The sequence below is a fragment of the Kosakonia sp. N21 genome, from assembly GCF_050587465.1.
Classification (GTDB): domain Bacteria; phylum Pseudomonadota; class Gammaproteobacteria; order Enterobacterales; family Enterobacteriaceae.
In genome coordinates this window covers 137,096-148,741 of the sequence record NZ_JBOBHR010000005.1, presented here as the reverse complement: position 1 = coordinate 148,741, position 11,646 = coordinate 137,096, and the positions used below count along the sequence as shown (strand labels likewise).

At 56.3% G+C, this 11,646-nt stretch carries 9 protein-coding genes; 6 read left to right on the top strand and 3 right to left on the bottom strand.

What is annotated here, in order from left to right; all coding sequences use genetic code 11:
* The first annotated feature begins 124 nt into the window (after positions 1 to 124).
* Positions 125 to 829 carry a response regulator gene (locus tag ACQ3G7_RS13785; protein WP_263096785.1) on the top strand — a complete coding sequence of 235 codons (705 nt, stop codon included), beginning with the start codon at positions 125 to 127 and terminating at the stop codon, positions 827 to 829.
* A complete protein-coding gene (locus ACQ3G7_RS13780) occupies positions 826 to 1,899 on the top strand; it encodes an ATP-binding protein (protein WP_430890240.1) in 1,074 nt (357 codons plus the stop codon). Before ACQ3G7_RS13785 ends, ACQ3G7_RS13780 begins: the two co-directional genes overlap by 4 nt.
* 19 nt (positions 1,900 to 1,918) lie before the next feature.
* Here the strand turns inward: ACQ3G7_RS13780 and ACQ3G7_RS13775 are convergent, their stop codons facing one another.
* The 3 genes from ACQ3G7_RS13775 to ACQ3G7_RS13765 form a co-directional block, all read right to left on the bottom strand.
* Complete coding sequence (locus ACQ3G7_RS13775; RefSeq protein WP_430890239.1) at positions 1,919 to 2,833, bottom strand: ATP-grasp fold amidoligase family protein; 915 nt, start codon at positions 2,831 to 2,833, stop codon at positions 1,919 to 1,921.
* A 166-nt stretch (positions 2,834 to 2,999) separates the two neighbouring features.
* On the bottom strand, positions 3,000 to 4,190 hold the full coding sequence (locus ACQ3G7_RS13770; RefSeq protein ID WP_430890238.1) for a cytochrome P450: 1,191 nt from the start codon (positions 4,188 to 4,190) through the stop codon (positions 3,000 to 3,002).
* 326 nt (positions 4,191 to 4,516) lie between these two features.
* Positions 4,517 to 5,305 carry a MipA/OmpV family protein gene (locus ACQ3G7_RS13765; protein WP_430890445.1) on the bottom strand — a complete coding sequence of 263 codons (789 nt, stop codon included), beginning with the start codon at positions 5,303 to 5,305 and terminating at the stop codon, positions 4,517 to 4,519.
* Positions 5,306 to 5,432: 127 nt separating this feature from the next.
* Between ACQ3G7_RS13765 and ACQ3G7_RS13760 the strand changes: the two genes are divergently transcribed.
* The 4 genes from ACQ3G7_RS13760 to ACQ3G7_RS13745 all read left to right on the top strand — a co-directional run bounded on the left by ACQ3G7_RS13760 (position 5,433) and on the right by ACQ3G7_RS13745 (position 11,604).
* On the top strand, positions 5,433 to 6,125 hold the full coding sequence (locus ACQ3G7_RS13760) for a response regulator (RefSeq protein WP_430890237.1): 693 nt from the start codon (positions 5,433 to 5,435) through the stop codon (positions 6,123 to 6,125).
* Positions 6,122 to 7,318 (top strand): sensor histidine kinase, encoded by a 1,197-nt coding sequence (locus ACQ3G7_RS13755; RefSeq protein ID WP_430890236.1) that lies wholly within the window; start codon positions 6,122 to 6,124, stop codon positions 7,316 to 7,318. Before ACQ3G7_RS13760 ends, ACQ3G7_RS13755 begins: the two co-directional genes overlap by 4 nt.
* Before the next feature lie 78 nt (positions 7,319 to 7,396).
* Positions 7,397 to 8,551, top strand: a complete 1,155-nt coding sequence (locus ACQ3G7_RS13750) for an efflux RND transporter periplasmic adaptor subunit (RefSeq protein ID WP_430890235.1) — start codon at positions 7,397 to 7,399, stop codon at positions 8,549 to 8,551.
* Positions 8,551 to 11,604 (top strand): efflux RND transporter permease subunit, encoded by a 3,054-nt coding sequence (locus tag ACQ3G7_RS13745; RefSeq protein ID WP_430890444.1) that lies wholly within the window; start codon positions 8,551 to 8,553, stop codon positions 11,602 to 11,604. The genes ACQ3G7_RS13750 and ACQ3G7_RS13745 overlap by 1 nt, the downstream gene beginning before the upstream one ends.
* Positions 11,605 to 11,646: the final 42 nt, after the last annotated feature.

Below are 11,646 nucleotides of genomic sequence, written 5' to 3'. Positions count from 1 at the left end.
ACATTATCTGCAATGACGACGTTTACGCATCTGAAGCCCTTAAAAATGATGAGAAAAAAACGTTTTTATTTTTTGTGAGCGCACATTAAACCCATAACGCGGATTGGTACGAGACGGAGGTCATATGAACCATGAGAAAATTATTCTGGTCGCTGAAGATGATGATGAAATCGCTGATATTTTAGTGAGTTATATTCACCGGGCAGGGATGAAAACGGTTCGCGCCGCCGACGGGGAACAGGCGCTGGAACAGTTTCGATTACGCAAACCCGATCTGGTGTTGCTGGACATTCAACTCCCGCTGGTCGATGGCTGGCGCGTACTGTCGACGTTACGGAGGGAAAGCAACATCCCGGTGATTATGGTTACCGCGCTCGATCAGGATGTCGATAAATTGATGGGGTTAAGGCTGGGAGCCGATGATTATGTGGTGAAACCGTTTAATCCCGCTGAAGTGGTCGCCCGGATAGAAGCCGTGCTGCGTCGCGCTAACGTCAGCGCGGAGAACAGTTATCAAAAGCCGATCCGCACCCCTCACTTAACGATTTACCCGGAAGATTTTTATGTGGAAATCACCACCGAAGGGGGAATCGTCACGCTGGATCTGACGACAACAGAGTTCAGGTTGCTGACCTGTATGGCCAGAAACCCGAGAAAAGTGTTCTCGCGTGACGAATTGTTAAGCTCCTGCCTGCCGGAGGGCGATGCGCTTGACCGGACCGTTGACAGTCACATCAGTAAGCTGCGCAAAAAGCTGGAAAACTGCGGATTAAAAGGGACGCCAGAAAGCATTCGCGGTATCGGTTACCGGCTGGGTGAAAACAAATGAATAAAGATCAGGCCCTCAGCCGACAGATCCTGCTGTTTATGATCTCCCTGACGCTTATCGTGATTGCGATAACCATCATGGGGTCCTATTTTTTCTATGCGTTTATTATTGATTATATTCCGGGCGGCACGCTCGTCGGGGACGAAGACAGCGTGACATATATTGACTGGATCTGGCTTTTCGTTGCGTCAGCCATCAGTTTAATTGTCTCTTTTTTCTTTACCATCAGGCTATCAGCGAAAATACTCAATCCATTAAGTTCCGTTGCAACCAGCCTGCGGCGCATTGCTCAGGGCGACCTGGGGGCGAGGGCATTTTGCGCCTACTCGCATTTGGGTGAGCTTAACAACTTAGTCAATGACTTTAATGAGATGGCGGAAAAATTACAGGCGCTTGATAGCCAGCGAAAATCCTGGAACGCCGCGATTGCACACGAGTTCCGCACCCCTGTCACCGTGTTAAGAGGAAGGTTGCAGGGGCTGGTTGATGGCGTGTTCGAACCCAGTCCCACCTTATTCAATAATTTATTAAAACAAACGGAAGGGTTGACCAACCTGATCGACGATCTGCGGATTGTCGGTTCTTCCGGCACCACCGATTTTTCGCTGAAATTAACCGATGTTGAACTGCAAGAAACGATTCAGAACGCGATCGACGCTTTTTCGCTTGAGTTCACCCGCAATGAATTTCAAATCATCACACAGCTCCAGACGCATCACGCTGTTTGCGACCCATTACGCATCATTCAATGTCTTACCGTGCTCTTCGATAACGCGATAAAATATGCCGCACCCAAAATCATCGTCATCAGAAATGGCATCGCGGAAGGATCGTCTTATATTCAGATCGAGGATTATGGCCCGGGTATTCCTGACGATTTCCATCGCTTCTTGTTTCAGCCCTTTCAGCGAGGTTCACGCGCGCGAAATGTTAACCCAAAAGGGTGCGGGCTGGGGTTGTCAGTGGTCAAAGCCATCATGAATGCACACGGTGGCGATGTAACCTATACCTTGCTCAATAATCATCACTCGGTGTTTACCCTCTCGTGGCCTGCAAATAAAACGGATTAATGGACTCCCCCTGACAGGCTCATCTGAGCCTGTTGTCTGTTTCCGGTAATTGCCACATCTCGCCCAGTTTTACATCCCACTCGGCTGGCGTAATTTTGAGTTTTCCACGGCGTGGACTTAAGGTGATTTCGCTAAAAACGACCGCATCGCTCTGTAGCATCAGATCCACACGGCAATAATCAATGTCGCGAGCCACATCCTGAGCCGCGTCCAGCGCCTGGTAGAGTCTCGGGGGTGGGGAAACCGCATAAGGCGTGTTGGGATACTCCATCTGAAATGGCTGCAGTTGCCATGCCCGGTCATAAACGTTGATATATTCATTGCCTGCACTGTCCGTTATATCGGCTTCAATAATGCTGGCAATACCATGAAAGCAATGTATGCGTAACATTTCTGGCGTGGTCTCTTTTATGCGGTTGGCAAAAAGATCAATGTACGTTTCACATAATATGACCGGGGTGATGTTTTTATACTGCCATTCACGCGTGCTGTAATACATATTCTTCTTCATGGCTAATTTCAGTTTGGCCAACGCGCGGGGTTTATCCAACGCGGCTTTATCCGTACAGATTACCGCGCTGCCGCTGTCATGATTGCATTTCAGCACAAACTTGTCAGGTAACAGGGCAAAGTCAATCTCCTTTACACTGCGGTAAATACCCAGCAGCGGCGCCAGGGTTAATTTGTCCGTTTTGCTATGAATATACTCCCGGACTGCCAGTTTATCCGCCAGTCGTGTATAAAGTGGATTGCGATCAAAAAGTAACCGGTGACAGATTTTCTCACTTAACGTCCTCGGGTGAATTAAGTCAGGTTTTCGGTTTATCACGCGTTGCAATCGGCTGATGTGGAATGTTTTATCATCCACCATTCCCGCTCTGATTTTTTTAGCAAGGTACTCTGCATAATGACATGCATATTTTAGTCTGTTCATTGTTCCTCCTGAGAACGATGAACAGTATGCAGGGGTTTTATTATCCTGTTTTGTAGTGAGTGTGGAGCCAATATGTATTGGCCATCAATTATGTCTTTTTCTTTGCCGGGTAAATATCACACCGTTTTCGCTGTGAATATGCCCCTCAATTTCTGTTCGTTTATATTTACCAGGTGACAGGCAGGACGCTGACGCCGCGTAAATTTGCCCGGCGATTACGCTGAATGCCAGCCGTCACGGGCCGCATTTTCGGCAGACGGGTAAGTAACACCTCCAGCGCAACTTCCATCTCCGCCAGCGCCAACCGATAGCCCAGACAGTGGTGTAAGCCACCGCCGAAGGAGAGGCTTCGCCCTTCACGGCGACGGATATTGAGCACTTCCGGGGAGGAGAAGACCATCGGGTCATGGTTGGCGGCGCCCAGGCTCAGAAACAGGCTGGCACCCTGCGGAATAATGCGCCCCTGTACCTCGATATCATCAAGCGCGATGCGGTACACCATCTGAACCGAGCTGTCATAGCGTACACATTCCGTTACCGCCGCAGGCAACAGGGATCTGTCCTGCATCAGTAACTCCAGCTCCATAGGATTGTCATGCAGCGCCAGCACCGCGTTGCAGATCATATTGGAGGTGGTCTCATGCCCGGCAATAAACAGCAGGATGACGTTAGCGATAATTTCATCGTGCTGCAGTTTGTCGCCGTTATTTTCGCTACGTAAAAAAAGCGAGACCAGATCGCTGGCGGTGCACCCCTGGCGCGAAACGATAAGGGCGCTGAAGTAGGCCTCAAGCACGGCGAATGCCTCTGTGGCTTTCAGCAGATCCTGCTCCGTTATCTGCGGGTCAAACACTTTCACCAGCGCCGAGGCCGCACCGCCAAGCGAGACGGCGTCTGTCTCCGGTACGTCGAGCATCCGGCAAATAATGCGCACCGGCAGGGGAAAGGCAAATTGCTGGGCTAAATCGCAACCGTCACGCCCGGCAAAGGCATCGACCAGGTTATGCGCCACGGTAAAGGCGATTTCTCTGAGGGCGTGAATTTCTTTGCTACTGAATGATTTCATCACCAGCCCTCTCAGCCGGGCATGCTCCGGGGGATTCAGCACAAGAAACATTCGGCTAATCCCCTGGAATACCGGCAGCGCAGTCGCGTCATCGCCAAAACGCAGCCGGACGCTTTCCATGTAGTTTTTACCGGCTCGTTTGTCGTTCAGCAGAGCTTCCACAATGGCGTGATGGCCGCTGATCATGACGTTTTCCCCGGCCTGGATCAGCGGTCCACTCTCATGGAGTTTTTTATACAGCCGAAAAGGATAATCAGAATATTCGGGGGCCATCAGTTCGTGAAGTTGCATATCACCACCTCCGGAAACGTTAGGGTTAAAGCCTGTTATGTTCCCGCCCCGGCATTGTTGGGCGGATGACGCCACGCGTTGGCGCTGGCGACACCCACTATTACCAGCATGCGTTCATGAAGCGCGAATGACAAGGGGCCGCTCGACACCGGTATCGCGCCGTTGAAACTCGGGTGGCGTTCCGGAGGTGATAAAAAACGTACGCAGGCTGGCTATGGCAATAACACAACGTAGAAATACCAGGCGCTCAGGTAGGCCGCCGCGCTTAATCCCCAGATAATCCCCATCAGTTGATAATCCTCTTTGTCCACGCTCTGGCGCTCCTGTCAGAAGGTATAGGTGAAGGCGGCGACAGCTGAACCTTCGTTGCGCCGCAGCACGATTGGGCTGTCTGCGGCTGCGCTATCCAGCCAGCGATACCCGGCGCTGAACGTAGCCCCCCAGTGTGCATCAAACTGGTGGCTCCAGATAAGGTGAGTATCAATGCCGTACATCCCGCCTTTCGCCGAATAACGGCTGTAGCCGGAGCCGAGGCTTTGTTGCCGGTTCACGCCATAAAACGTGTTCATGTAGCGACTGTCGCCGAACAGAATGGCGGACTGAATAGCGACAGTATCGTAGGCGCTCTGCACGGGTAAAAGTGTTACCGAGGTCTGGTATTGCACGCCCTGGCTGTCGGTCAGCGGCAATGTGGCTTTGCCTTCTACCGTCAGCCAGGGGGTTAGCGACCAGCCAACGGCCAGCGCCGTATTGAGGACGGCATCAATCGTGCCCATCCCTTTTAAGTTGTCTGCACCGTCCCGCCAGTCGGAACGGCTGTCCGCCCGCCCGAGGTTGTAACCCAGCGTGTGTTCGAGATAGAGGCCATTCGCTGTTTGCAGGTCATAGCCAATCCCTTTTTCCGTATCCAGAAAAAAGGCGCCATCGCGCGCCTGGATCACGGGAACAATCTGCAATGCGTATTTGTCTGAACCGCTGTATTGTGGCGCGTATTGCCCGCCCAGTCCCAGCGTAAAGGCATCCTGCGGCGCTGCCGCATCACTGGCGTATGCGCCCGTCGTAAAGGGGGTGAGGAGTGGGCCGATCATATACAGCGCAGTTTTTCTCATTATCATCATGGCATCCCGGTGGTGAAGAGATAATACGGCTGACCAAAAGGTTGCCGTATGCTGGTGCAGAAGTATGGGCGTGGCGTATCAATGAACGGTCGGGAAATTGTTAAGAAACGGTCAAGGTGGGCAGATGTTATCCAGAAGAGTGCTTGTGATTGAAGATGATGCGGATGCCGCCAGCGTGCTGGAGGCCTATCTGCGTCGAGAAAACTACGCGGTAACCATTGTGGGCGATGGGTTATCGGGGCTTGAAATGGCGCAACGCTGGAAGCCGGATCTGATCCTGCTGGATGTGATGCTGCCTGGCCTGAACGGTACCGAAGTCCTGGCGGCGCTGCGGCGTAAAAGCGATGTGCCCGTCATTATGGTGACTGCCATGGGGGATACCCCGGATCGCATCGGTGCGCTGCGCTACGGCGCGGATGATTATGTTGTTAAACCTTACCACCCCGGCGAAGTGGTGGCGCGGGTACAGGCGGTGTTGCGCCGCAGTCGACAGGCGGAAACGCGGGACGACGTACTGCGCTGGCATACGCTGGAAGTGGACAGGGTCGCCATTACCGCCACGGTAACGCAGGATGGCCAAGTCCGGGTGCTGGAGCTGACGCCGACGGAATTCTCCCTGCTATCGACACTGATGGGTAACCCAACCCGACCGTTTTCCCGTCAGCATTTACTGGAGCACTGTCTGCCGGAGAGCGAAGCGCTGGAACGGGTGGTGGACACGCACGTTTACAACCTGCGCAAAAAGCTGGAGAACGCAGGCATTACCGGCGTGTTAGCCAACGTTCGCGGCATTGGTTACAGGTTTCGCCAGCCATGAATAATGCCACTTATCAGTCTCTCTGGCGTTGGATCTGCGGGCGCATTCTGGCGCTGGCGATTGGCACCGTGATCCTTATCGCCCTGTGTATGTGGTTACGCTTTGCCATTCAGAACTACTGGATCCTGCATAAGATGCCCGCCGCGCTGCGTGACGAATTCCTCGTGCTGATGGAGGATCCGCAGATAAACCCGGCGCGTTTCCACGATATTGTGGACAGCTGGTGGGGGCTCAGCTACTCCACACCGACCATCGCTTCTGCCGACTGGTTAATGGTCGGCGTGCTGGTGTTGGTGATGATCCCCTTTATTGTGTTTATGGGGCTGAAATATGCCCGGCCATTGTCCATTCAGTTCAGCCGTCTGCGGGATGCCGCCGAAGAGGTGACGCAAGGGGAGTTTGGCCGCCAGGCGGAGCTGGTTAAGGATGCGCCTGCGGAAATGATCCGTTTTGCCAGCGATTTCAACGTAATGACCCGGCAACTGGCGCGCTATGACCGGGAATTGCGCGCATCGCACGTGGCGATGGCCCATGAAATTCGCTCGCCGTTGACCGCCTCCATTGGTCGCTTGCAGGGCATGCTTGATGGTGTTTTTGACCCCACGCCCCAGCAACTGGGGATGGTGATGAAACAACTGCAACACCTCAGTCGCCTGACTGACGAACTGCATTTGCTGTCGCTGGCGGATGCGGGCCAACTGACGCTCAACCGACAAGTTTTTTCTCTGGATGAGTTGTTACGTGAACAGGCGGCATGGCTGAAACCGCAGGCCGACGACGCCGGGATCGGCGTTTCCATTGATGGCATACAACCCTGTCCTTATCACGGCGATGCGTTCCGCCTGGGGCAGGTTTTTACCATCCTGATGGAAAACGCGTTGCGCTACGGGCAACGGGGTGGGCATCTCTCCATCCACTTATCCCGCCAGCAGCAGGAGTACCGGATTGATTTTTGCGATAACGGACCCGGTGTGGATGCCGATTTTCTGCCGGTGATGTTTGATCGCTTTACGCGGGCGGAAACCTCCCGTGCACGGCATTCGGGCGGCAGCGGGCTGGGGTTATCCATTGCCCGTGCGATATGTCTGGCGCATGGCGGGAGCATCAGCGCATCGTTACCGGCGGCAGGCGGGTTGCAAATCAGCGTGATCCTCCCGGCGGCGTCGACGCAGGAAGGAAAATTGGCGTCTTGATAAACTCTTGACGAAAAATGCAGTAAATCTCGATTTAACTGGCATGAAATGGCGCTCTTTATGTGCCGGAGCGCCGTCATGCCTGAACAATTTACTGATTACTTTCGTCAGTGCCTGCACCACCTTTTTACTGCTGCACGCACCGCCTCACTGTTATCACTTCTTCCGCTGATTGCGCTAAGCATGGCTGTTCCGCTGCTGACGAGCTGTGGTGAAAAGTCAGCAGAGAAACCCGCGCCGCCGCGGCCGGTGCGCTACGTGGTGGTGGCGCCGTCCGCGCTTGGGCAAGCGGTCGCGCGTACCGGAGAGATCCGCGCGCATGATGAAACCACTCTCGCTTTTCGTCTGGATGGCCGCATGGTCAGCCGCCTGGTTGATATTGGCGATCGCGTGCGGGCAGGCCAGGTCCTTGCCCGGCAGGAAAGCACGACCGGGCAAAACCAGCTAACCAGTGCGAAAGCCGACCTGGATGCGGCGAAAGCCTCCGAGCAGGTGGCGGCTCTTAACCTGAGCCGGATGCAGAAGCTGATGCCCTCCGGTGCGATAGCCCGCACTCAGCTTGACAGCGCTCGCGCGGACTGGCTGACCGCCGCCTCACGACTGAAAAGTAGCCAGGCGGCACTGCGTAACGCCGGGGACAACCTGGCGTGGACGCAATTAACATCTCCCGCTGACGGAGTGATCACCGGCGTCAGTGCAGCGGCAGGTCAGGTGGTGAGCGCAGGCCAGACGGTTTTCACGCTGGCGACCAGCGATCGGCGTGATGTGGTGATTGATATTGCCGACCCGCAACGCTTGTCAGCCGACACGGCGGCGCGTTTTCCGGTTGCACTGCTGGCCGACCCGGCGGTGCAGACCACGGGGACAGTACGGGATGTCAGCCCACAGGCGGACCCGCAAACCCGGACATGGCGGGTCAGATTAACACTGCAAACACCGCCTGCGGCGATGGCGCTGGGTGCCAGTGTCACGGTGGCATTGCCCGCGGACACCGGCTCCGGCGGCGATCACTACGCTGTTCCGGCAACGGCGATCGCCCGTTTGGACGACCGTCCTGCCGTCTTTCTTATTGATAACCACCAGCAGGTGCAATTGCGACCGGTCACGCTGGCGGGCTATACCGCCTCGTTAGCCATTATCGCCACCGGGGTAGCGCCCGGCGATAAAGTGGTGACTGCAGGCGTCAGCAAACTGCGCACGGGCGAAAAAGTGATCCCCGGAGAGCCGCAATGATGACGCCTCGTTCAGACCACGCCAGCTTCAATCTTTCCGCGTGGGCGCTTGCGCACCAGCAACTGGTGAGCTTTCTTATGCTGGTGATTGTCGCCGCCGGTATCCTCTGCTACGAAAATCTGCCGCGTAATGAAGATCCGGCATTTACCATCAAAACTGCCGTGGTGTCCGCGCAGTGGTCAGGCGCTACCATTGACGACACCACCCGGCTGGTGACCGATGTACTGGAAAAAAAGCTGCAAGAGACGCCGTGGCTCGACTATCTCGAAAGTGAAACCCGTGCCGGTAGTGCGGTTATCTATGTGAACCTGCGTGACGATACGCCACCGCAAAAGGTCGCGGATATCTGGTATCAGGTCCGTAAAAAAATGCAGGACGTGGCCTCGTCACTGCCGCAGGGCGCGCAGGGGCCAGCCGTTAACGATGAGTTTGATGACACATTCGGCACGCTGTATGGCTTTACCGCCGAAGGCTATACGCCCCGCGAGTTACGCGATCGGCTGGAGGGGATCCGCCGCGATCTGATGTCGCTGAAGGATATCGGCAAGATCACGCTTTTGGGTGAGCAGAAAGAGCAGATTGTGATCGCTTTTTCGCCACGCCAACTGGCGGGTATGGGACTGGATATCCAGCAGGTAAGCGATGCGTTAGCCGCGCAAAACGCCGTCGCGCCGGCGGGAACGATGCGCACCGAAAACGATAATATGGCGCTGCGGGTCAGCGGGGCGTTGACATCCGAAGAGAGCCTGCGTGCCGTGACCTTGCATATTAATAACCGCTACATCCCCCTGACGGATATCGCCACCGTGAGCAGACAACGTGCGGAGCCGCCAGCGCCGGTCTTTCGTGTCAATGGGCAACCGGCGATGGGGCTGGCGATTTCTATGGCACCGACCGGCAATATGCTCCATTTCGGCCAGGCGCTGAATGCCAGAATGGCGCAGTTGAAAGCACAGTTGCCGCACGGTATCGAGATCGTCAAGGTGGCAGACCAGTCGGCGGTGGTCAGCGACGCCGTCAGCGGTTTTGTTCGGGTGCTGGTGGAAGCCGTACTGATTGTGCTGGCGGTGTCGTTTGTCTCTCTGGGAACCCGCGCGGGGCTGGTGGTGGCCGCCGCCATCCCACTGGTGCTGGCGATGACGTTTGTCGGGATGATGCTGGCGGGCATTGGCTTACAGCGCATTTCGTTGGGGGCACTGATCATTGCCCTTGGTCTGCTGGTTGATGATGCGATGATCACGGTTGAGACGATGGTCGCCCGGCTGGAAGCGGGAGATACGCGCCAGCAGGCGGCGACCCGGGCATTCAAAACGACTGCCTTTCCGATGCTGACGGGCACGTTGGTGATGATTGCCGGTTTTATTCCGGTCGGTTTTGCCGCATCGAGCGCCGGAGAGTACTGCTATTCACTGTTTGCGGTGGTGCTGATTGCGCTGCTTTGCTCGTGGGTTGTCGCGGTTCTCTTTTCACCTCTGACCGGCGCGTGGCTGCTGCCTGTGCGTTTACCGGCGCACGCGGGCGGTGCGGGAAAACTGGCCTGCCTGTACCGGCGATTGCTGCATCTGGCGCTGCGTCATCGTCTGGCGACAATCGGGGCGGCGTTACTGGCGCTGGCGCTGTCGATGGTGGGCGTGACACACATGCAGGGCGAGTTTTTTCCGGCCTCCGATCGCCCCGAGCTGCTGGTCAGCCTCTCGCTGCCCGCCAACGCATCACAAACGGAAACAGAAAAACAGGTTGAGCGCCTGGAAAAATCCTTGATTGGCAATGACAACATCGATCACTTCAGTGCGTATGTGGGCTCTGGCGCGATACGCTTCTATTTACCGATGGATGTGCTACTGGAAAACGAAAACACCGCGCAACTGGTGGTGGTGGCCAAAAACCTGGCGGCGCGGGATCGCTTACGTGAACAACTGTCGACCCTGCTGGCCGGGCACTTTAGCGATATCACCACGCGTGTGTCGCCGCTGGAGCTCGGGCCTCCCGTTGGCTGGCCGCTGAAATACCGGGTGAGCGGGCCGGATTATGCGCAGGTGCAGCGCTACGCCCACCGTCTGGCTGCGGTGGTGGGCGCATCGCCGCTGGCGCGGGAGGTCAATCTCACGGCGGGTGAGCCGGAAAGGGTGATCACCTTGCAGGTGAATCAGACCGCAGCGCGCGCCGCGGGAGTCTCATCCGAAAGTATTGCGCAGATGTTGAACACTGTCTGGTCCGGCACGACCGTCACCCGCGTGCGGGACCAGGATCGTCTGGTGGACGTGGTGCTGCGCGGCAACGTTCGTGAGCGGCTGGATGTGGGCACATTATCGACGTTAATGCTGTCCGGGACCAATGGCGCGAAAATTCCCCTGAGCGAAGTGGCAACCCCGGTTTGGGGTGTGGCGGATCCGGTTATCTGGCGGCGACAGCGGCTACCGTTTATTACGGTGCAAACCGATCTCGCACCGGGAATGCGCGCCGATGCGGTGTCGGCAGGGCTGCGCCCGGCAGTGGACACGCTGCGGGCACAATTACCCGCCGGGTACAGGATTGAAGAGGGCGGCGCGGTGGCCGAGTCGGATAAAGGGAACCGATCGGTCTATGCGGTGCTGCCCGTGACGCTTATCGTGATGTTGCTGCTGCTGATGATCCAGTTGCAGCGCTTTTCCCGCATGCTGCTGGCGTTGTTGATGGCGCCTTTTGGCCTGCCGGGCATTGTGCTGGCGATGTTGCCGACGGGGACGCCGATGGGGTTTGTCGCCTTGCTGGGCGTGATTGCGCTGGCGGGCATGATCATCCGCAACGCGGTGATCCTGATAAGCGAAGTCGACAGCAATGTACAGCAGGGCATGGCGAATGATGAGGCGATCATCGCGGCGGCGGAACACCGTGCGCGGCCGATTATGCTCACCGCCTGCGCCGCTATTCTGGGGATGATCCCCATTTCGCACCAGGTATTCTGGGGGCCAATGGCCTTTGCCATCATCGGCGGGCTGATGGTGGCGACGCTGGTAACGCTCACGGTGTTGCCCGCGGCCTTCAGCCTGCTGCTGACCGGTCAGCGGCGATAAATGCCGAATCAGGATCGTCAGCCGATCCTGATTCGCCGGAAA

What these genes read in the sequence shown, in the direction of transcription:
- ACQ3G7_RS13775 (WP_430890239.1), bottom strand. Translation starts at nt 2,833, where the DNA reads ATGAACAGACTAAAATATGCATGTCATTATGCAGAGTACCTTGCTAAA.
- ACQ3G7_RS13770 (WP_430890238.1), bottom strand. Translation starts at nt 4,190, where the DNA reads ATGCAACTTCACGAACTGATGGCCCCCGAATATTCTGATTATCCTTTT.
- ACQ3G7_RS13785 (WP_263096785.1), top strand. Translation starts at nt 125, where the DNA reads ATGAACCATGAGAAAATTATTCTGGTCGCTGAAGATGATGATGAAATC.
- ACQ3G7_RS13765 (WP_430890445.1), bottom strand. Translation starts at nt 5,305, where the DNA reads ATGATAATGAGAAAAACTGCGCTGTATATGATCGGCCCACTCCTCACC.
- ACQ3G7_RS13760 (WP_430890237.1), top strand. Translation starts at nt 5,433, where the DNA reads ATGTTATCCAGAAGAGTGCTTGTGATTGAAGATGATGCGGATGCCGCC.
- ACQ3G7_RS13780 (WP_430890240.1), top strand. Translation starts at nt 826, where the DNA reads ATGAATAAAGATCAGGCCCTCAGCCGACAGATCCTGCTGTTTATGATC.
- ACQ3G7_RS13755 (WP_430890236.1), top strand. Translation starts at nt 6,122, where the DNA reads ATGAATAATGCCACTTATCAGTCTCTCTGGCGTTGGATCTGCGGGCGC.
- ACQ3G7_RS13750 (WP_430890235.1), top strand. Translation starts at nt 7,397, where the DNA reads ATGCCTGAACAATTTACTGATTACTTTCGTCAGTGCCTGCACCACCTT.
- ACQ3G7_RS13745 (WP_430890444.1), top strand. Translation starts at nt 8,551, where the DNA reads ATGACGCCTCGTTCAGACCACGCCAGCTTCAATCTTTCCGCGTGGGCG.